General features: G+C 40.0%; 19 protein-coding genes. 15 read left to right on the top strand and 4 right to left on the bottom strand.

Annotated features, from left to right (window positions below; all coding sequences use genetic code 11):
- From CALSC_RS10260 to CALSC_RS10190, 15 genes are all read left to right on the top strand, one after another.
- The coding region (locus CALSC_RS10260; RefSeq protein ID WP_143288213.1) for a phosphatidylethanolamine N-methyltransferase family domain-containing protein at positions 1–900 on the top strand (900 nt) is incomplete at its 5' end.
- Positions 901–956: 56 nt separating this feature from the next.
- Positions 957–4,304, top strand: coding sequence for an FAD-dependent oxidoreductase (locus CALSC_RS10255; protein WP_088241256.1), 3,348 nt, complete (start codon positions 957–959; stop codon positions 4,302–4,304).
- Positions 4,305–4,509: 205 nt separating this feature from the next.
- Positions 4,510–5,106 carry an ERG2 family protein gene (locus CALSC_RS10250; protein WP_088241255.1) on the top strand — a complete coding sequence of 199 codons (597 nt, stop codon included), beginning with the start codon at positions 4,510–4,512 and terminating at the stop codon, positions 5,104–5,106.
- Positions 5,103–6,110: a Rieske 2Fe-2S domain-containing protein gene (locus CALSC_RS10245; protein ID WP_088241254.1), complete on the top strand. Its 1,008-nt coding sequence runs from the start codon at positions 5,103–5,105 to the stop codon at positions 6,108–6,110. The genes CALSC_RS10250 and CALSC_RS10245 overlap by 4 nt, the downstream gene beginning before the upstream one ends.
- 25 nt (positions 6,111–6,135) lie before the next feature.
- Entirely contained in the window at positions 6,136–7,242 is a 1,107-nt protein-coding gene (locus tag CALSC_RS10240; RefSeq protein WP_235006752.1) for a cupin-like domain-containing protein, read from the top strand.
- Between the two features lie 289 nt (positions 7,243–7,531).
- Entirely contained in the window at positions 7,532–8,032 is a 501-nt protein-coding gene (locus CALSC_RS10235) for an EXPERA domain-containing protein (RefSeq protein WP_088241252.1), read from the top strand.
- Between the two features lie 43 nt (positions 8,033–8,075).
- Positions 8,076–9,170, top strand: coding sequence for an NAD(P)/FAD-dependent oxidoreductase (locus tag CALSC_RS10230; protein ID WP_088241251.1), 1,095 nt, complete (start codon positions 8,076–8,078; stop codon positions 9,168–9,170).
- 21 nt (positions 9,171–9,191) lie between these two features.
- Positions 9,192–10,238, top strand: a complete 1,047-nt coding sequence (locus CALSC_RS10225) for an NAD-dependent epimerase/dehydratase family protein (RefSeq protein WP_088241250.1) — start codon at positions 9,192–9,194, stop codon at positions 10,236–10,238.
- Positions 10,239–10,243: 5 nt separating this feature from the next.
- A complete protein-coding gene (locus CALSC_RS10220) occupies positions 10,244–11,608 on the top strand; it encodes a cytochrome P450 (protein ID WP_088241249.1) in 1,365 nt (454 codons plus the stop codon).
- 17 nt (positions 11,609–11,625) lie between these two features.
- Entirely contained in the window at positions 11,626–12,768 is a 1,143-nt protein-coding gene (locus CALSC_RS10215) for an aromatic ring-hydroxylating oxygenase subunit alpha (RefSeq protein ID WP_088241248.1), read from the top strand.
- A 499-nt stretch (positions 12,769–13,267) separates the two neighbouring features.
- Positions 13,268–13,786 carry a GNAT family N-acetyltransferase gene (locus CALSC_RS10210; protein ID WP_088241247.1) on the top strand — a complete coding sequence of 173 codons (519 nt, stop codon included), beginning with the start codon at positions 13,268–13,270 and terminating at the stop codon, positions 13,784–13,786.
- A 478-nt stretch (positions 13,787–14,264) separates the two neighbouring features.
- Positions 14,265–14,597, top strand: a complete 333-nt coding sequence (petJ, locus tag CALSC_RS10205; protein ID WP_088241246.1) for a cytochrome c6 PetJ — start codon at positions 14,265–14,267, stop codon at positions 14,595–14,597.
- A gap of 217 nt (positions 14,598–14,814) precedes the next feature.
- Complete coding sequence (locus tag CALSC_RS10200; RefSeq protein WP_088241245.1) at positions 14,815–15,747, top strand: tetratricopeptide repeat protein; 933 nt, start codon at positions 14,815–14,817, stop codon at positions 15,745–15,747.
- A gap of 32 nt (positions 15,748–15,779) precedes the next feature.
- A complete protein-coding gene (locus CALSC_RS10195; RefSeq protein ID WP_088241244.1) occupies positions 15,780–16,073 on the top strand; it encodes a hypothetical protein in 294 nt (97 codons plus the stop codon).
- Positions 16,074–16,181: 108 nt separating this feature from the next.
- Entirely contained in the window at positions 16,182–16,679 is a 498-nt protein-coding gene (locus CALSC_RS10190; RefSeq protein WP_088241243.1) for a HugZ family pyridoxamine 5'-phosphate oxidase, read from the top strand.
- Positions 16,680–16,787: 108 nt separating this feature from the next.
- Here CALSC_RS10190 and CALSC_RS10185 read toward each other — a convergent pair whose 3' ends face one another.
- From CALSC_RS10185 to CALSC_RS10165, 4 genes are all read right to left on the bottom strand, one after another.
- A complete protein-coding gene (locus CALSC_RS10185; RefSeq protein WP_143288212.1) occupies positions 16,788–17,912 on the bottom strand; it encodes a serine hydrolase in 1,125 nt (374 codons plus the stop codon).
- Positions 17,913–18,117: 205 nt separating this feature from the next.
- A complete protein-coding gene (locus CALSC_RS10175; RefSeq protein WP_088241240.1) occupies positions 18,118–19,749 on the bottom strand; it encodes a protein kinase domain-containing protein in 1,632 nt (543 codons plus the stop codon).
- Between the two features lie 264 nt (positions 19,750–20,013).
- On the bottom strand, positions 20,014–21,267 hold the full coding sequence (gene cbiE / locus CALSC_RS10170; protein ID WP_088241239.1) for a precorrin-6y C5,15-methyltransferase (decarboxylating) subunit CbiE: 1,254 nt from the start codon (positions 21,265–21,267) through the stop codon (positions 20,014–20,016).
- 64 nt (positions 21,268–21,331) lie between these two features.
- Complete coding sequence (locus CALSC_RS10165) at positions 21,332–22,450, bottom strand: geranylgeranyl reductase family protein (RefSeq protein WP_088241238.1); 1,119 nt, start codon at positions 22,448–22,450, stop codon at positions 21,332–21,334.
- Between the last annotated feature and the right edge of the window lie 123 nt (positions 22,451–22,573).

Below are 22,573 nucleotides of genomic sequence, written 5' to 3'. Positions count from 1 at the left end.
CTTACGTTGATATTTAATATCACCCTTGTAACCCTAACTAGCTATTTTTGGTCTTTGTTCTTTGTCGCTAACTTATTTGCTTTTGCTTGGACAGGCATTTTATATGTAAAAGGACAAAGAAAACTGAGTGTCAGCAGTCAACCACAATCGTTAGGTAAAGTCATTAGCGATTTATGGCTGGGGATGGAACTAAACCCAACTTGGCTGGGGGTAGATTTAAAAATGTTCGCCTACCAACCTTCCTTAATTGGTTTAGGACTATTAAACGCGGCATTTGCTTACTTGCAATATGAAAAGTATGGCGAAATTAGCCTACAAATGTGGATGTTCCAAGTATTTTGGTGGTTGTACCTCGCTACCCACTATTACTATGAGGAATTCATGCTTTCCACCTGGGACATAATTGCCGAGAAATTCGGATTTATGTTGATATGGGGTGACTTAGTTTTGGTTCCTTTCTTTTACAGCATTATTGGTTGGTATTTAGTAGATGCCATTGAACCAATACCAGCATCCGGCATAATTGCTATAAGCTTTCTTTACCTAATAGGTTTAACAATATTTCGCGGCGCTAATGCTCAGAAGCACCGATTTAAGAAAAATTCTCAAGCAACGATTTGGGGACAGCCAGCGCAGACTTTAGAAGGAAAACTGTTGCTATCTGGTTGGTGGGGTATTGGTCGCAAACTTAATTATACGGGTGAAATCTGTGTATATTTTGCTTTAGCATTAACTTCTGGTTTTGACTCAATTATTCCCTATATACTGCCTCTTTGGTTGTGTGGACTCTTATGTCATAGAGCATGGCGTGACGAACAGCGTTGCCAAACAAAGTACGGCAATCTTTGGGATGTTTACTGCACAAAAGTAAGATTTCGGATGTTACCTTTTGTGTATTAAAAATAAGAATTAATTCTTTGAATGCAGGAATTTTAAATGCAATTGATTTTTGAATTATGATAACTTTCTCCCCTGATGTTGCCGTTATTGGTGCAGGCCCAGTCGGTTGCGTGACTGCTCTAGCTTATGCTCGTAGTGGTGCAAAAGTCATGCTGTTAGAGGCACAACCCCACAATACAAAACGGCTAGCAGGGGAATGGTTGCACCCTCCCGGCTTGCAAATCCTAGAGGGTTTGGGTGTCTCCCTGTCTCCCGGATTAGTTAATTATGCTACAGGTCTTGGCTTTGTTGTCTTTGCTGATGATGGTAACAAACCAATTCAACTAGATTACCCTAAGGGTGCCATAGGGTTTAGTTGGGAACACAATCTGATCCTTTCCACACTCCGGAAAGCCGTTGTCGATTGTGATGGGATAGATTTTATTACTAATGCTCGGGTAACCCAGATTCAAGGGCAGCAGTTAACTTTTCAACATCATAAGCAGGGAGAGACAAGCATCTTCACCGAAAGCATTGTAGGGGCAGATGGGCGCTCCTCAGTGGCTCGGAAGGCTCTTGGTATACCCCATAAGCCCAAACTAGTTTCTTACATGGCAGGAGTGTTACTGGAAGATATTGAGCTACCCTTTGAAGGCTTTGGTCATGTGTTTTTAGGGGGACTCGGACCAGCACTTGTATACCGGATTGGTGAAAATCAAGTCCGTATGTGCTTAGATGTGCCGGTGGATTTTCCAAAAAAACCTGCCAATTTATGGGATGCCTATAGTCTTATACTACCGTCACAATTGCTAGGGGCATTTCGCCAGGCTTTGGAAGATAATCAAGTCGTATGGGTGGCAAATCAGTATAGCTCTCGCACTCATTATGGTCGTCCTGGGTTAGCACTGGTAGGCGATGCTACTGGATATTTTCATCCGATGACGGCAACGGGGATGACAGTTGGTTTTATGGATGCAGAATGTCTTGTTCGCAGTCAGACTTTTGAGGATTACCAGCGTCAACGTAATTTCGGAACTTACGTACCGGAGATGCTGGCTACGACACTTTATGAAGTATTTTGCGGTGATGATGAGAGTGCTGTAGCTATCCGCAGAGCTATATACCAAATGTGGCGACAAGAACCACAAGAATGCGTTCGCACAATGCACTTATTATCCGGAGCGCGAACCAATCTTCTGCATTTTAGCGGGTCATTTCTCAAAGGATTAGCGATCGCGGTAAAATCTGTGTTCAAAGACAATGTCTCACAGGGTCAATGGCGACATCTGATACAAACTTTACCAGCTTTCGCTCAGTGGCTGCGATTACCAATTGTTATTGCTTTATCCCGTTTTCACAAGTATCAAAGAGGAAATATGAAGCAGGGAAAAATAAAAGATAAGTTATCGCCACCTCAGGGAAAAGTATCTTTTTTAACAGATAATAATGTTGAATTAGCGATCGACTCTACCACCGCCCTACAACGCGCTGTCAATTCTTTGCTTTCCCATCAACTGACTAACGGTTCTTGGGAAGGAGAGGTGGTATGGTGTCCCATGTTACCAGCCCAGTACGTGCTGATGTGTTACATAACTCAAACACCTATTTCATCAGAGCGTCGTTTGGCTCTCCTAAAACAATTTAAAACAACTCGCTTACCCTGTGGTTTATGGGGACTGCATGAAAAATCCCAGCCTTACTTATTTGTCACAACGCTTATTTATGTAGCGGCTCGTATATTAGGGGTCGAAAAAGAAGATCCGCTTCTAGCTCCCGCACTAGAATTTATCCGCGAGCAAGGTGGTGTAATATCAATTCCCACATGGGGTAAATTCTGGTTAGCCATGCTGAATCTTTACGATTGGTCTGGTGTTAATCCAGTATTGCCGGAAGCATGGCTACTACCCAAATGGATACCTCTCCATCCAGGAAATTTTTATTGCCATACTCGACTAATTTATATGCCTATGGGCTTTATTTATGGTCGGAAGTTTCAGGTTCCTTTAACCCCACTAATTGAAACATTGCGCTCGGAATTATATGTGGGTGATTACCAGCAGGTTAACTTTAGTAAAGCGCGGTTAAATTTGAGGCAAGAGGAAGTTTATAATCCTCCTAGTAAAGTACTAAAACTGATTTATTTTTTCAGTAATCTTTACGAGAGATGGCATCATCAAGGTTGGCGCTCAAAAGCAATTGCCCAAATGGTAGACTGTATCCGCTTTGAATTGCAGACAACTGATTACACAAGTTTGTCTCCCGTTAGTGGATTGCTAAATATTATTGCCCTGTGGTTACATGACCCCAGTGATACAGAATTACAAAAAGTTTTAGAACGCTTTGAAGGTTGGATATGGCAAGATGAACTAAATGGATTAAGGGTAACAGGGGCACGTAGTAGTACTTGGGATACTGGTTTTGCTATTCAAGCTTTGCAAGCAGCAAATCCTCATGTAGACGTTTCTAGCAGTCTCTTAAGAGGGCAGCAGTTTCTTACTACTCAACAGATTCCCACAACCTTTCCCAATATTGAGAATTTTCATCGCATTAATCCTAAAGGGGGATTTTGCTTTGCTGGAGTTTGGCATGGATGGCCTGTAAGTGATTGTACTGCTGAAGCTCTCCTGGGATTGTTAGATGCGCCACCTGAAATAACTGCTAAGTGTAACTTACAAAATGCGGTAGAATTTATCCTCCGCTGTCAAAATGCTGATGGTGGTTTTGGGAGTTACGAACATCGCAAGATTCGCTCAACTTTGGAGTGGATGAACCCAGCAGAGATGTTTGCTAATTCCATGACGGAGCATTCTTATATTGAATGTACGGCTTCGTGCTTAATGGCGCTAAGAAAATTTTGTACTCGTTACCCAGAAATAATGAGTGCTGAAATTGACACCGCAATTCAACGTGGTGGTTTATGGTTGCGACAACAGCAAAAGCCTGATGGCTCATGGCTGGGTTTTTGGGGGGTAAATTTCATCTACGGTACCATGTTTGGCATTCACGGCTTATTAGCAGCCAGTAATAATATTAATGACCAAGCTATCTACAAAGCCTGTGATTGGTTGATAAGTAAGCAAAGACAAGATGGTGGTTGGGGAGAGCATTTCCAAGGATGTTTGTCTGGTGAGTATGTAGAAAATACTGAAAGTCAAGTAACTCAAACTGCTTGGGCAATGATGGCTTTACTTAAAGCAGGTGCTAACCATTGGGAGGAAATTAATAGAGGAGCAAGTTTCCTGATAGATATGCAGTTAGAAAATGGTAGTTGGGAAAAACAAGATATGAGTGGTGTGTTTTTCCATACTGCGTTGTTGGATTATACGCTTTATCGCAGTTACTTCCCAGTATGGGCACTTTCTTTGTATGAATCGCGGCGACGAGAACGACTTAGTACGGGGAAAGAAGGTGTTTTGTTAGTGTAACCTCACCAAAGGTAACTACTCCGAAACCTGCTTTATGATCACTTATTTAGTAAGAGGGGAAAGAAGGGGAAGAGTAGAAAAAAGGAATTTTTATAGGTAATTTTAGAGCGGGAGGGGAGTAGTGATGAATTATAAAGCTGTTAAATATTTCGAGTGACAACTTCCATTTTATAAATATGAACAAGAGAAAAAAGTAAAAGTATTTATGCCTTACATTTTTGACCCCGATATCTTACATAAAATTGCTAACAAAAGCATGGGTTTACCCTACGAACAAATGTTTGAAACAGTAAGGGTAGAGTTAGAGCAAAAATATCCAGGGAGAATTAACGACAAAATCCAATGGATGTTTAACAACGCTGGGGGGTGTATGTATAGCGTTGCTGTTCTCCACGCTTCTTTAACAGAATATATTCTTATATTTGGTTCTCCTATTGGCACCAAAGGACATACAGGTAGACATTTTACAGAAATTTATGATTTTGTTATCGATGGAGAACTATGGTACTTCAAAGAAAACCGTCCTTTTGAACGCATCGTGCGTAAATCTGGAGATAGATATTATTTAGAAAAATCACAAAGCGAGGGGCTAAGTATTCCAGAACAAGCTTGGGTTTTAGAATACGCTAGAGGATTTATCCCTTCTATGCTTCCCTTTGGTTTGGCTGACTCGTTTTTTAGCACCCTAGACTTGAAAACAGTAGCCCGCACGTTTGGTATCTACGGAAAATTATTACTTAAAAATTACTGGAAACCCTTATCTGGTAATTCTCTGCCATCTGCGCCCAAGGAGATGCCATGACTACACGCTTTCCCTTTTCTGCCTTTCCTAATGGTTGGTTTAGAGTAGCTTACAGTGACGAACTACCTCCTGGTGGAGTCAAACCATTGCATTACTTTGGTAAAGATTTAGTTCTATTTCGCACAGAAGATGGTAAACCACAGGTATTTGATGCTCATTGTCCCCATTTAGGAGCGCACCTTGGTTATGGAGGCAAAGTGAATGGTAACACAATCCAATGTCCTTTTCATGGCTGGTGTTTTGACCGTCAGGGGGAATGCGTAAAAATCCCCTACAGCACAAAAGTACCGCCCAAAGCCAAAATCCAACCTTTGCCAGTGTGTGAGTTTAATGGATTGATTATGGTTTACTACCATTCTCAATCAGAACCACCTAGCTGGCAGATGCCAGGATTTCCGGGATGGAATTCCCTAGATTGGACTCCCTTTCTACGAAAAAGCTGGAAAATACGGACTCACCCCCAAGAAATGGCAGAAAATGCTATGGATACTGCCCATATGCTGTATTTGCATGGGCAATCATTCCGTGCAATTGAAAAAGCTGAGTTTGAGATTGATGGTACTGTGCTTATACAGCGTCTGCGTCCCAAATATCGGTTATCTATTTTTAGAGAATTGGGGATTGATGCTGAAGGTTTAGTAGAAATCAGTTGCTATGGCTTAGGCATTCAAGTTAGCTACGCATTAGTAAAAACAGTAATTGAATTTCATACTCTTACGTTATTTCTCTTGACTCCTATTGATGAAGAATTCCTCGATGTTCATGTATTAATTAGCATAAAAAATGTACTTAATAAAGCCATTACCAATACCCTAAGAAGCAAAATAATGGCAGAGAATAGTCACAATTTGCATCAAGATATTCCCGTCTGGGAAAACAAGATTTATTACAGGCAGCCGTTATTAAGCGAAGCTGATGGACCAATCATGCCATATCGCTACTGGTCCAAACAGTTCTACTCTTATTTGCCTGAAAAAAAGAGTAGTGAATTTTTGAGTGCTTAAATTTTAAATTCCAATGGAGATTGACATGGTAACTGCAAAGCTTTTGGGAATAGAAAACATTAATACATATGCTTCTTACCCTAGAACAGATTTATTAAGCAATATCGGAATGAAGTTTATTTGGACTTCTCGTTATTTGAAAAGGAATGAAAACCTTTTTAAAGAATTAGAAAATTCAATCCATGAAAGAATGACAAAATTGTCCCCTCAAGAATATGGAGATGTATATGAACTTCCGTGTATTTATCCAGAAGAAATACAAGAAGATACACTTTCAAAAGTTCTTCAGAGTCCTTTTCCTGTTGTAATCAAAGGAGTTTTAAAAGATTCTTATGCTGTGAAAAATTGGTCTCTTGATTTTTTCAAAAACAACTATGGAAATGCAAATATCCTATGTCTGAAGCAAAGCAATAATGAAGAAAAATATGGTACAACTGAGTACCAACCTCATTATCAGGTACATACCAGTTCTTGGCACACTGTTGACGAATTGGTTAATAGTATCCGTGCTGGAGAGCGAAGGTATGCAATAGGCTCTGCAGCTATCTTTGGAAGTCATAATAAAATTATTGAAGAGGCTAATTTAAAGGGTATAGAAGAACTATTTCATTGCCAGGTAATGCGTCCCGAACTAATCATAGCAGGACTTAATACCTCTAGTTTTTTTCATTGTGCTATCGCTGGCAATATCTTTTGCCTACTTCATGGAGAGAAAAGATGGAATTTTGTTGCCCCTTGGCATTCGCCTTGGATGTACGCCAATGTTGGTCATAGTCGTTCCCACGGTTACTTGGCTTCACCTATTATTAGTAAGGAGCAAGAAAAAGACCCCTCGCGCTATCCTCTGTACAAATACGTACCCAAATATACGGTTCGTTTAAGCGCAGGTGATATTCTCTTTAATCCTCCTTGGTGGTGGCATGAGGTAGTTAATTTTAGCGAATCTATTGGTATGCCTCTTAGAGTCACTTTTGGTTTAGGGGGTATTCAACCTACAAATATACTTTTTAATCTTTTCGCTGCATTTGGTTCTTATAAAGTAATCCCCACAACGATAATCAATTTTCTGCGGAAAAAGATAGATGTTGATGATAGTAAGGTAGTGAATGCTATACACAGCAAACTTGATTAAAGTAACCTGTCTAGAGCCACATAACGGACAAAAAACTAAGCTTTAAAATTGTTGATACTATTTTCTGTAAGCTGTGGAAGCGGCTTACAGAACATCAAAAAGTTAAGTTTTTATAAGTTAGGGTTTCTGTATTCGACAACTAAAAGATTTATTAGCTCCGTTTATTAATCTTTTCAAGGATTAATAGAAAAAATTATTGTCGCGACTTATATCAATCTTGATAAAAATGATTGCTATGCCAACTTTTTTAGAAGTCACGGTATCACAAGTAAACATTTGGAAAACATAAATGCATCAAAAGAAGCCGTTTCTAAATTTTAAAAGACGTTACTTTGATTATTTCTTTATTATCTGTTTCAGCTTTTTTGCTTGGACTTCCTTTTTTACAAGTTCATTGGTTGCTCTAAACATACCTATAACACCAGAAAGTAATTTTTTTTTAATAAGAGCACTTTATTGGTATGGAACAAATATAGACCCTGCCCTCATAAAAAATCCACTTTCTTTACAAATTCAGTCTTTGATAGATATTTTTATATTCGGTCCTTTTTATCTATTGCTAGTTTATGCTTTTATCAAGGGTAAAAATTGGATTCGTCTTCCAGCAATAATTTATGTTTCAGCTATTACTTATTCGATGATTTTGTATTTAGGAATAGAATTTATGGGAGATAATCCACCAAGTAATCATGTGGCATTTCTAGCGATAAATTTACCGTATCTTTTGATTCCATTAGCATTAGGCTATCGGATGCGGAAGACCTATCCGTTTAACAAAAATTCTGTTTGAGTAACTGAAAATCAAAATTCAAAAATTCAGCTTAATTTTAATTATGAAACGAGTAATAGTTATAGGAGCAGGACCAGCAGGTTCTGCGGCGGCGATGAGCCTAGCAAAATTTTCAGATATTGAGGTACTTTTGCTCGATAAAGCTACCTTTCCCCGACGCAAGGTTTGCGGTAGCGGACTATCTCCTTGGACTTTGGAACTGCTTGACGAAATGGGAGTAGGTTCAATAATTCGTAAAGAAGTTTACCCCATTAAAGCAGGTATTATCGGTGGAGTAGGGGGAACAGCAGTTGAACTACGTAGCGAATATGAAGCGGCGGTACTGTTACGTTCTCGGTTCGATACTCTACTGGCATATGAAGCAGCTAGACGGGGTGCCAAATTAACTGAAGGTGTTCGCGTCCAAGAATTAATCCGAGAAAATGGCCGCTTATTAGGAGTGAAAACCAATCAAGGGGAAATAGAAGCCGATGCAGTCATTGTTTGCAGTGGAAGTGCAAGCAAGCTAGCTCAAGCAAAGCGTCCGGGAACCACTCTACGTGCCCTTATGGGATGGTATGAAGGTGTGGCAGGTATTTCTGATGCTGTAGAAATCTATTTTGACCCTGTAGTTAAACCTTACTATGGATGGGTATTTCCCGAAACTAAAAATCGGGTCAATATTGGCATTTGCTACAATCCGAACATTGGTGACTTAAATGCTAAACAACGCTTTGAAGCTTTTATAGAAAATCGTCTAGCTCAAAGAGTTAAATATGCTAACCGTATTGATTATCTAATGGGACATCCCATTGCCATTACCCACAAACCAACTGCACTGGTACAGTCAGGAACTCTAATAGCTGGAGAAGCAGGTAATCTTGTAGATCCGGCTACAGCAGAAGGGATTCATACCGCTCTTGCCAGTGGAATTATTGCTGGTGAATTTTTGGGTTCGCGCCTCGAACAAGGTTATTTACCTACTTTCGAGAATCTCTCACCTTATACAAAATTAATTCGGCAAAAAATTGGTCCACGTCTGATGGCAGGTAATGCTTTTCTACAGGTAGCGAAAACACCCATTTTAGATTTTGCTCTTCGTTTTGGCTCTTTTAAACCTGTTAAAAATGTCCTCAATTGGGCGCTTACTGGTGCTTAAGTTTTACATATTTTTTATATTATGACAATTCTAGTTACTGGTGCTTCTGGTCATTTAGGTACAAATTTAGTACGACGACTGCTAGATGATGGACATAGCGTTCGCGTCCTACTGCGGGAGGGTAGTAATAATGCTGCTGTGGATGGGCTAGATCTAGATAAAGTTTACGGCGACCTGCGCGATTTTACTAGAGTCAAAGCAGTAGTTAAAGGATGCAATCGCATTTATCACTGTGCAGCCAAAGTCTCCACCCTTGATAGTAACTCCATTCTAGAAAGAGAGATTTACGACTGCAATGTTTTAGGAACTATCCATATTCTCCAAGCTGCCCTAGAGTGTGATGTTTCTAAAGTTGTAGTTTCTGGTTCTTTCAGTGCAGTTGGTCATAACCCAGAAAAACCCAGCGACGAGACGATACCTTTTTATCCCTTCTCACCCCACTTACCTTACGGGTTTAGCAAAACTTTTGTCGAGCATGAGTGTCTCAAAGCCTTTGCTAATGGTTTGAATGTAGTTGTCGCCGTCTCCTGTGCCATTCTCGGTCCCCATGACTACAAACCTTCTCGCATGGGGCGGACGTTGATAGATTTTGCTAACGGTAAACTCCCAGCTTACGTTCCCGGGGGTTTTGAATTTGTCGCAGCTAGAGACATTGTAGAAGGTCATATTCTGGCAATGTCAAAAGGAAGACCGGGACAAAAGTATATTTTCAGTAGCCAGTTTCTCACTGTTGATGATTTGATGGATATTTTTGAGGAAGTTACAAATCGCGATCGCCCACCTCTAAAAATTCCTGGTGCAATGATGGCAGGTATCGCCAAAGTTGCAGATTTCATCCTACCGCGATTTTTCCCCAATGTGCCAAGACGCTTTACTTCCGGTGCTGTGCGTATCCTACGAATGCATCGCCATGCAGACATCAGCAAAGCCAAAAACGAGTTAGGTTATCAACCAACCAGTATTAAAGCCAGCATTCAATCTGCCTATGATGACTTTCTTCGTAGGGGTTTAATTACTCCTGTGGGAAAAAGGATTGCATTTACTCGCCCCAAAGAAAACTTGAGCTAAGGATAATGACTACTAGTGCAATTAATATTAAAAAAACACCTCCTGTTCTACGTGGAAGATTTCCCTATCTAGGATATGCTTTAGAGTTACAACGCAACCCAATTGATTTTCTACAAAGAGGACAAGAGCAATTTGGGGAAATTTTTTCCTTTTTATTGGCAGGTTCTAATGTCACATTTTTAACTGGCTACAAAGCTAATGAAGCCTTTTTTCGCGCTGCCGATGACCAGTTTAGTCAGAAAGAAGCTTATCAATTTACTGTACCGATTTTTGGTAAAGGGATCGCCTATGACACTACCCCCGATAGAATGAGCGAACAGCTTGGCTTTATCTTTCCCGCACTACGAGAAGAAAGGATGCAAGCCTATGCTGGATTTATGGCTACAGAAGCCCAAGCTTATTTTGATACTTGGGGGGAGTCGGGAGAAGTTGACTTGCTCGCCGCGATGAATGAACTAACGGTGTTTATCGCCAGTCGTTGTCTAATTGGGCATGAGTTCCGACAGCACCTGAGTACGGAATTTGCCAGTTTGTATCATGACTTGGAAGGCGGTATTAATCTGTTAGCTTTCTTTCAACCCTATTTACCATTGCCTTCTTTCCGGCGAAGAGACAAAGCTCGCACTCGCATGGTGGAACTGATTTCCCAAATTATTGCGAATCGAAGAGCTAAAGGTAATGAAGGTGAAGACTTTTTACAAGCCTTGATGAACGCTCGTTATGCCGATGGTACAACCCTTAGTGAAGATAATATCACGGGTTTGTTGCTGACATTATTGTTTGCCGGTCAACATACCAGTGCTGTGTTAGCTGCTTGGACGGGAATTTTACTTTTGCAGCACCCGCAATATCTTCCAGCAATTATGGCTGAACAGCAAGCAGTTTTTGGTAATGGCAAAACCTTTTCTCTAGAGCGGTTACGACAACTGGTGATTTTAGAACGCTCAATAAAAGAAGCAGAAAGATTGCGACCACCTTTAATCATGCTAATGCGGAAAATATTACGCGACTTTGAATACAACGGTTATCACGTAAAAGCGGGGGGACTAGCAATGGTTTCCCCAGCCGTATCTCACCGCCTGCCTGAGTGCTTCCGTTTTCCTAACAGCTATGACCCAGACAGATTTAATCCCGAACGGGCGGAAGACCGTAAATCCACCTATGCACTTATTGGTTTTGGTGGTGGCAGGCATCGTTGTATCGGTCAAGCATTTGCTTACCAACAGATTAAGGTAATTTGGAGCGTGTTGCTGGGACGGTTTGACCTGGAATTAGTACATCAAAACTATGAGCCAGATTATACCACCTTTGTTGTGGGGCCGCGCCAACCTTGCTTAATCCGCTACAAACGTAAATATAAATCCGATTAATATTAACAATTCATATTATGAAAGCATTAACACACAATCAGCAACAAGTATCTACACCACCAAAACTTCATCCTCCTTCATTTAATGAAGCGAAAAATCGCCGCCAAAAAGTTCGTTCGGCAGGGATGAATCCAGATTACTGGTACGCTGTTGAATATGACCGGGCTATTAAGCCGGGACAAGTAATTGAAGTCAAATTTTGGAATACTTCCATTGCTTTGTATCGTACAGGAAATGGTCAATTAGTAGCTTTAGAAAACCGTTGCGCCCACCGTCAACTGGTACTTTCTTTAGGTCAAGTAAATGGCGATCGCCTTGTATGCTGTTACCACGGTTGGGGTTATAACAAGGAAGGGAGAGTTGTAGACATTCCTCACGACCTGTTTGATAAACCAATGCCAGTTTGTAAAATAAGAACCTATCCCGTACAAGTCCGCTACGGACTGATTTGGATTTTCCCTGGCGACTCTACATTAGCTGACAAGAGACAAATTCCTAAAATTCCTGAATTAGAAGGAAAAAACCGTTGGGCGTGCGTACCACTTGATTTTACTTGGCAAGCACACCACTCAATGATTATTGATAATGTCAGTGATTTCACACACGCTTATCTGCATCGTCGGTATCGTCCCTTCACCGACGCTAAGTTAATAAAATGCAAGCAAGAAGGAGATAAGGTCTTCGTCAGTTACGAAACCAAAGTTGGTACGGGTAAAGTTTCTGGGATGTTTGTTGACCGCAAACGGGTTAATACCAACTTTATGGAGCTTTGTTATGAGTATCCCTACCAGTGGTCAAATACCGACAACAAAATCAAGCACTGGTGTTTCATTTTACCTATTAGTGAACAAAGGACTCGTGTATTCTTCCTGTTTTATTTTGATGCTTTAATAGTTCCTTTCACAAAAATTAAGATTCCTCAATGGCTGATGACTTCGGTACTGAAGATTGCGAATCCGTTATTAATCAAGCCGCTTTTAGCTCAAGATGGAGTTGCTGTTGAAGCAGAACAAAATGGTTACAATACTCACTTCAATGCACCCATTATAGAACTAAATCCAGCAGTGCATTTGTTTCAACTGTTAACAATTCGTAAGTGGGAAGAATACTTAGGGCTTGCTGAAAAAGTCCAACATAACGAATCTAGAAGCTACATGTAGCGAACTGCAAACAAGCGGTTTTTGAAACCACATTATTTGCAAGTAAAGGGGGCTCTTGGCAGCTTTTGGTAATCTTGGTTGGGGCAAGTTAGAAGGTAAGAAGAACTAAAGAAGGAGAAAGTAGTATAATTGAATTACTTCAAACTTCATCCATCAAACTTTTAAGGGGTCGTATTAATTAGCTGACTTTTCACGGGATGTGGAAAAGGGGGAATTTGTTCGCGAGTAGCAGTCCCGAATTTACAGCTTCTATGAAGTCAATCGAAGGTTTTCGCAGTGTTTCCAAGCTTGACAAGTCATAGACTCTCAAGATGACCTTGACTTCTGAGTCAGGGTCAGATGAAAAATATATGAATCAAACCTAATTTGTAAATATTGAAGTAGTTTAAGCCTACTGTCGGGGTAAACTGCTGCTTTTCGACAGAAAAAGTTAGGAATTGAGATAAATACCACTTATAATCCTAGAATTATAAGTGGTATTTATAATTAATTATTACTAATGAATTTGCCCCAAGATTTGACATTACGATTTGCCCAACCAGGGGATGGTACTGCCTTATTTAACTTAATTAAAGGCTTAGCAGACTACGAAAGATTATCTCATGCTGTTACTGGTAATGCCGAAGACTTAGAAAAACACCTATTTGGCTCCCAAAAATATGTAGAAGCTATCCTTGCAGAAAAGAATAACCAACCTGTAGGCTTTGCTCTATTTTTCCAAAACTATTCAACATTCTTAACCAAACCAGGAATTTACTTAGAAGATATATTTGTACTGCCAGAATATCGACAACAAGGCATTGGGAAAGCACTGCTAAAAAAGGTGGCTCAAGTTTCTACTGAAAGGGATTGTGGGCGTTTAGAGTGGAGTGTATTGGACTGGAATGAACCTGCACAACAATTCTATCGTCGCATGGGTGCATCTATTTTAAATGAGTGGCGAATTTGTCGGGTCACTGAGGAGGAGTTAAAGGAGTTAGGAGGGAAGGAGGGAAGGAGGGAAAGAGTGAAGGAGTGAAGGAGGAGAAGAGTCACAATTGCTTCTTGAATCCTAAAATATTTTTAACGAGGGAGTAGGGGCGTGGGAGTAGGTATGCCCCATACTTAAAAGTAGGGGATTTAATGTTGACGTTTTGTCTGTCGGGCTTACGCCTCTCCACTCAAATTTTCTTAACTTTCCACGGATAAATCCGGGGGCTATGTCCTACCGGACACGCTATCTCCTTTCAGGAGACGCTTCGCTAACGCTAACAATAACAAACCATCCTGGGGTAGGGTATTTTTCCTCTTCCCCTATTCCCTATTCCCTACTCTCTACTCCCTACTCCCTATTTTGGTGAAATCAATTATTTTTCCGGAAAAATACTTATCCCTAACCCAAAACTTAAAGTTATCTCAATGTTTGACAGCTTGTCTTTTGACGTTTGCAAACCCACTCCCGGAAAATTATGTATGACAACTTGTCGAATACTTATTTGAGATTGAGAGAACGCCGAATGAAGAAAATTATTTCCGTCCTACTGTTAGGTATTACCATCTTCACTTTTATCTTCAGTAGTCCCGCTTTCGCCGCAGATGCAGCAGCAGGAAAGGCAATCTTTAATGCCAATTGCGCTGCTTGTCATGCTGGTGGTAAAAACTTGGTTATGGCTCCCAAAAATCTGAAAAAAGAAACCTTAGAAAAGTATGGTATGTACTCCTCAGAGGCAATTATTACCCAAGTTACCAATGGTAAGGGTGCTATGCCTGCTTTCAAATCAAGATTAAAGCCAGAGCAAATTGAGAATGTGGCTGCATACGTTCTTGGACAAGCAGATGCTGGCTGGTAAGTAAAGTTTTATTACTATAGTCTAAATAGTAGGCAAGTTATATACTTTGCCTACAAATTTTGGCATTGCTGAATGGAAGTATGATTTTAGATTTTTCCATAGATTGAACAACGATTTTTTGCGTCTATGTCTAATGGGTGAAATAGATTCATACCTGGATTCAGCAATGCCCTAATTTTAGGTTACGGCAAGTGTTAATTTATATAAAGAAAATCTTATGCATCGCTGTTATCGGTTCATCGGCACTTTGATAATTGCCGTTATCCTCAGTTGCTGTGTAATGGCTCCAATTGCCAATGCTGCACCCATTGACACCAAACAAATAACGGTGAGTGATGTATTTAAATTGGGTGTAGAAAAGATGTGGCAAGGTGATTATCAGGGAGCGATCGCAGAATTTACCCAAGCGATTCAAATTAAAGGTAATTTTGCTAGCGCTTACAGTAACCGTTGTCTTGCTTACCTCCAATTACAAGATTACCAGAATGCGGTATCAGATTGTACCCAAGCCATCAAAATTTCTCCCGACAACACGGAAGCTTATTTAAATCGGGGATTAGCTTATTCTAGACAAGGTAATTATCAAGCTGCGATCGCAGATAATAATCAAGTAATTGCCATCCATCCCCAAGAATTTCGAGCTTATTATAACCGAGGAGTAGCCAATGCTTATTTGGGTAATCACCAACAAGCCACAAAAGACTACAATCTAGCTCTAAGTTACAATCAACAAATACCCAACAACCTACTTGCAGATATTCATAATGATCGAGGACTAGCTTATTTAGAGTTGGCAGAGCTAGAAACAGCCATACTTGCCTTTAACCAAGCAATTACTCTGGATGGGAGTAACTACAGAATTTACTTTAATCGAGGTTGTGCCCATGCTCAAACTGGTAACTACTGGGATGCAGTCAATGATTTCTCTCAAGTGGTGCAACTAAATCCCCAGAATGGTGACGCTTATTTGAATCGGGGTATAGCGTATCACAATCTTGGTTACGAGCAAACAGCCATCTCAGATTTGCACCAAGCAGTAGCATACTTTGAACTCCAAGGGGAAAAAATAGCCTATGAGAAAACCCTGAATGTTATCAAAAGCGTGCAACAACAGATACCTGATAAAATAGCGATCGCGATGGCATTGTAAGAAATGACCAATCACCTAATTCCCAATCTCCAATGAGAGCCAGAATTGAAAACGACGTAATTTTTCTTCACCATGAGGACTTACCAACATTTAAAAAAGGTGGTTCTGTGGTGAGGAATAGCTATTTTTGGGCTTTGCGTTCCATTGCTGGTAAAGCTGGACGTTATGGTGATTGGGAATATGAAAGTGAAGTATGGTTAGCATTGGCGCGGATGTTGTTATCTTTTGCTGAATCCGGTTATTTAGGGGTGAGAGAAACCCAATTAGAGTTTCCCCAATCCCAAGATATTCCTCATGTATTGCGAGATATGTCAACCTGGGAGTGAAGGAGTGAGGGAGTGAGGGAGTGAGGGAGCAGGGGAGCAGGGGAGAAAAGAATAATCTAAAATCTAAACTTCGACAAGCTCAGTTATCAATCTAAAATCTAAAATTGCATGACACAATTAGAAAAGGCTCAATCTGAGTATAAAAACTTTACTGCACAATTTTCTAGTGTGGCGATCGCAACTGTGAATCCAGAGGGTCTACCTCATGCTAGTTATGCACCTTTTGTTATGGATGGGGCAAAAAATATTTATATTTTCGTCAGTGGTCTTTCTGCCCATACTCGTAACTTACATGGCACTTCCAAAGCCAGTATTTTATTCGCTGAGGATGAATCCCAAACCAAACAAATCTTTGCTCGTCGTCGTTTAACTTTTGAGTGCGATGCAGTTTTACTACCCAGGGGAACAGAAGAGTGGAAGAAAATTGCAGAAGATTTTGAGCAACGCTTTGGTGAAATTATCAATATGATGCGGAGTTTACCCGACTTTCGCATTTTTAAACTTACTCCCTATGGAGGGCAATTCACCATCGGATTTGGCGCTGCTTATCAAATTAGCGGTGATGACTTAGATCAGTTAGTTCATATCGGTTCTGAAAGCAGATGATTGACAGTCATCAATCTATATCTATAAAGCTCAAAGCAGCTAGTAGCTATATCTAATAACCATAGCAGCAAAGAGTAAACGCTAATTGTGGTGTATATTTGTCAGCAGCTACTTGGTGGTTTTGGTCATCTGATTGAAAACAAGACGAGACATATCGGGAAAAACTTTCTTACTTTTAGCGTAAGCTGGATGATCCCCAAAGATGCTAAGTATATAACGGGTTTTACCATTTTTGGTGACAACAAAAGCTACTTCTTGCCGAGAAAAGCTAGTCCAACCAGCTTTTGAAGCGAAAAAAACTACTTTATCGGGGGATAGGGACTGACCGAAAAAGCTCTCTACAGGGTTAAAATCTATGGGATTAGGGGGCATTTTTCTCCAAACTTCCGGATGTATATCTCTTTTGAGTAAACCCAGCATTGGCTCACCATATTCTGGTGCAACAGCTTGATTAGAAACAATTTCATACATTAGTCTGGCTGCTTGGTATGTAGTTATTTTATTACGCTCGGGATTATTGCGATCACCACGTATTTGTAAGTCCGGTCCGACGGGGGATGTAATATTTAAATCAGTGATGGGAAATGTCTTTTGATTAATATTAATATTTTTATAGTCTGCTTGCTCAAAAAAAGTATTAATTTTCTCTCTGCGTTTTTTCCATTCTTGGAATTCCGTATTACTGAGTTTTTTTCTAGAAGATTTTGTTCCTGTAATTCTATTTAAAATACGACTCCCTGCATTATTATCTGACTTTAACATCATTTTATTCAGGTCAGTGTTAACTTCTCCATCCCACGGAATGATTCCTGCTTTAATTTGAGCATTCAAGGCAACCATCCAAAACATTTTTACCACACTGGCTGGATATCTTGGTTGATATTGTTTATGCCCAGAAATTGTATTATTTTTTAAGTCAATTAAGGTAATTGATAATTTTTCCGTTGGTAATTTATGCTTTTTAGCATATGTAATCAATTTATTAATAGTGATATTTAATTGTTTACTTTTATTCAATTGAGGAGAATTAGTAACATTATATATCTGAGCTAAGTTATTTGAAATAGCTGTAACAGGAGGGGGCACTTGTACAACTTTTTTTTCAGGTTCCCTTATGACATCAGCCCTTTGATTAATAGTTATAGAATTATTCTTTTCTGGTAATTTTGCCGAAGTATTTGCAGAATTATCCACTGGCAGGGAATCTTTTACTTGGGGAGATTTTTTTTTCAACTTGTGTTTTTTCAGAGTTAGTTTTTTTCAAGAAAAAGCTGCTGATACCAAACAAAGATAATATAGATAAAATGACTAAAATAATTAGACTATAAAACTGCCAATGATATAATTGGCGGTTTCGAGTTTTACGGATAATTCGACCATTGGATGTGGAAGATTTTTTGGGATATTTCATAGCCATATTATTTACATCTATACAAGTCTAGATTTTTTTGTAATCAGATATCTTGATTTGACCATTGGTATATCTCAATGAATAACGATAATTGTTAGTATTCAAAGAAGTTTGTCGCCGTTGACCATTTTTATAAAATGTTAATTCTTCAGTAACAACCACTTCTATTTCTGCTTGCTTGTTCCGGGGGATAAATCTAATTACTCGATCTAGGCTTTGTACGCCATATGTATAGTAGGCATTATATTTGCGTAGCCAATCTACTGAACTTAAACAATCATCTTCCGGAACACCACTAGCAATACAACCTTCAGGATCGGGAGTTTTACTAATGTTATCCTTATAGGCTTTACCTATTAGTAATTGTTCCCCTAGAGTTTTTCTATAGGGAGGAGAAAAGAGTTCCTTTTTGGTTGTAAGCCATTGTCTCACAACCTTTGTGGCTGCACTACGTGAAATTACAGATGATTCTGTTGGTGCCTGTGAAAATGTAACCTTAGGTGATGGTGTGGGAGATGGTTGGGGTGAGATAGGGACAAATACAGTCTTTCTGGGAGTCGGAATTGTTTGTAAAACCGATTCCGAAGGGGAAGAGGAAGCAGTTGGTGTGGGAGAAGGGCTAGGGTCGGTAGGGTCGGAGCCAATAATATGATTGCGATTTTGCATCATCCACAAACCACCAACCAAAAATACGCCAATTACACTACCAATAATCACCGCTTGTTGCCAACTTCCCAATCCATTTTGAGAAGAAGGTGTTGGTGGTGGAGATGGAGGAGGTGGAGATGGGGCTATGGGAGGTGTGGTAACTGCTGGAGGTGGGGGAGGAGTGGCTGGAATCTGCAATGCGTTTAGCATTTCCCCTGTGCTATGGTAGCGATCGCGAGGTGATTGTTGTACTGCTTTATCCAATACGCCGGCTAAATTAGCACTCACATTCATCGCATAATGTCGCCATCTCAATTCTCCTGTAGCGGGATCTGTGGCTAACTCTTGGGGTATTTTGCCTGTAAGTAAATAAATTGCCGTTAGCCCTAAACTATATATATCGCTGGAAAATAGTGGTCTACCAACTGATTGTTCCATAGGCATAAATCCAGGAGTACCGATAACAATTGACCTGGTGGAGTTACCAGAAGGAGTCATCAATGTACCCATAGTTTCCTTGACAGCACCAAAATCAATTAATATGGGTTTACCATCACTTAAACGCAGAATGATATTATCTGGTTTGATATCCCGATGAACCATATGCTGGCTATGGACAAAACTCAGAATTGGCAAAATATTAATGATAATCTCCCTGACTTCCCCCTCACTTAATACTCCCTGCTGTTGTACCTTTTGAGTTAAGGTTTGACCTTCAATATATTCTTGAACTAGATAGAATAGACCATTTTCCAGAAAATAGGCGTATAAACGGGGAATTTGGTCTTTTCTATCCCCTAATTCTTCTAAAATTGCCGCTTCCCGTTGAAACCTTTCCTGTACTAGTTGATATACTTGGGGATTATTAGCAACTGGTTTAAGTTGCTTGATCACACAAAAGCGACCAGATGGCATTTGGGTATCTTCTGCTAAAAAGGTTTCACCAAATCCACCACTACCCAGAACCCTTACTACTTTATAGCGATTATTTAACAAAGTCGGTGTGATCATTATTTTGCCCACATCGTTCTGACTAATATCACTATATACATCAGTTTTATAGGTAATTCCCGGGATTCATGGAATTTATTCCAGTTTTGGTATCAAATCTTAACCCTCTTTTATCACTGTAACAAATTCAAATTATGTCATTGCGTAGCGTTATATAGCACTATGTAATTAGGGCGCAGACATTATTAAAGCACCAAACCCATGAGTAGTAAACTTTTTACTTATTACTTGCCCGTAGCGCTATAGCATTACGCTTGATCATATTTATACATTTATAGCAGTAATAATTGTCACAGGATTTAAGGGGGATAAGCGCGTTAAATTACCCACCGCAACAGAGCGAGATAACTGTACTTGCAATATTTGATAATGCCAATCATGACTTTGAAACCATGATAAAGCAGTATTGATGTGTTCCATAGTTGCTAAAGCTATAACTACTATTCCCTGGGAATTCAGCCTTTGACTACAGGTATGGAGAATCGCAGTCAAATTACCACCACTACCACCAATAAAAACGCGATCGCAATTTTCTGGCAAACTATGTAACATATCTGGGGCACTACCCAATACAGGAATAATATTTTTGACTTGAAATCTTTCACAGTTCCGAGAAATCAACGAATGACCAGCAGCCGTTTTTTCGATCGCATAAACCTGAGAACTAGGGCAAAGTCTAGCAATTTCCACCGCAACAGAACCAGTTCCCGCACCAATATCCCAAATAACTTGTCCTGGACATAATGACAATTCTGCTAATACTAAAGTCCGCACTTCCCGTTTAGTCATCAAGCCGGGGCGATCGCTAAAACTCAGAAACAGATTATCTGCTATACCAAATTGGGGTAGACTATCTAAATTTAACCCCTCCTGCTGTTGTTGACGGATCAAAACCACCACATTCAAAGCTGCAAAAGCAGAATTTTCCCTCCTTTCTATCTCCCTAGGAGAAAAACACCGTACCCGCTCATCTTCACCCCCCAAATTTTCACACACCCAAAATTGATACTGACTGGTTATATGCAAATCTTGTAACAAACGAGCGATCACTTGGGGATTATTAGTACCATCTGTTAATACAGCAATTTTATCTTGCCCTTGCTGTAAAGCTTTAATTAATACATCTAGGGAACGTCCATGAATACTAATAATCCGGGCATCCTGCCAAGGTACCTTAATCCGATTGAATGCCAATTGTACCGAACTTTGATGGGGATAAAACTCCAGTCGTTCTGAGGAAAATTCAGATAACAGGAATCTGCCCAAACCAAAAAATAATGGATCCCCAGAGACAAGAACCACAACAGTTTCACTACTAGTTATTAAATGGTGACGAATTTCTTCAATAGCTTGAGTGAAATTACTGAGAAAGAGGCGTGAGGCTGGATGGTAAGGGAAGTAACTCAAATGGCGATCGCTACCCACAAGCAACGTAGCTTTATTTATTAACGTTTTAGTATTTTTACTGAGTCCAGCTATCCCATCCAAGCCAATACCAACAACATAAACTTTATTCATTAGCTAGAAATTATGAATATTCATACTAAACAACTTTCAGACATTCATAACTCCTAACTCCCAATCAACCACCAAAGCCAGGAATTAAACGCTTCATCGCACGTCCAGCCACATCACCATACTTAAGCTCACCACAAAGAATTTTACCCATAATCTGGGGAGCAGAGGGGTGTTTCACAGCTTTATAACCAATACCAGGGAAACGATAAAATGCTCCGGCTATTTTTTGTGCCCAAGCCATATCAGTACCCCATTCTTGATTAATAGTATCGGAATATTGTTCCAAAGCATTAATATCACCAGCGACAGCTTTCTTAATCGCTTCTGCTGCTTTTAAACCACTAAAAATAGAAGGGCGAATTCCCTCTGCGGTAAAAGGATCAACTACACAAGCTGCTTCCCCAGCTAAAATTGCCCGATCTGTATGCAGTTTTTGATTTCCATTCCACAAGCATAAAGCATGAACATACTGTTTACAGCTAGTTATATTCAAGTTAAATTTGTCACCGTATCCATTCAAAATCTTTTTAAAATCTTGGGGTTCTCCACCGATAAAAGTACCAATACCAATGGAATAACCATCTGCCTTGGGAAAGTTCCATAGATAGCCATTTTTGACCATCCCAAACTCAAAATGAGCAATATTACCATCTTTTACCTCGGTTGGGGCTTCAGTTTCCAAGGCACCAGCTAGGCGACGTTTACGCTCTTTAAAGCCCAACCACTTTGCCATTGGCCCTTTGGCACCATCAGCGGCAATTAGATAATGAGCTGACAGGGAACCATTGGCTGTATTTACTTGCCAGTGGTCACTTTTAAATTCAATACCTGTAACTTCCGTATTATCCTTGAGCTCAGCCCCTTGTTTCTGAGCTTGCTCAACCAAAAAATTATCGAATATATTCCGTCGCACCATCCACAATGGTTCGGGAGTGTTCAGTTTTGCTTCCACCGGATCGCCAGTTTTCCAAGTACAGCGAATCTTATCAGCTTTAATGGAAATTGCCGGACTAAAATCAAAATCAAACCATTCAGCAATGATTGGGGATACACCACCACCACAAGGCTTGTATCTGGGCAATGATTCTTTTTCTACAACTAATACAGAATGTCCCTGCTTAGCTAAATGATATGCAGCCGTTCCACCAGCTGGCCCTGCGCCGACGATGATGCAATCGTACATATGCTTAAAATTTTACTCCTCAATTAGCCACATTACTTACAGATAAATAACCCGATTCTACCGATCTAAATATTCGGAATTTATTATTAACTGGAAATTACACTGTATTTTTTGATTTATCTT

Source organism: Calothrix rhizosoleniae SC01 (assembly GCF_900185595.1).
Lineage (GTDB): Bacteria > Cyanobacteriota > Cyanobacteriia > Cyanobacteriales > Nostocaceae > Calothrix_A > Calothrix_A rhizosoleniae.
Note: the sequence above shows the minus strand (reverse complement) of the source record. Positions and strands in the feature narration are given on the sequence as shown.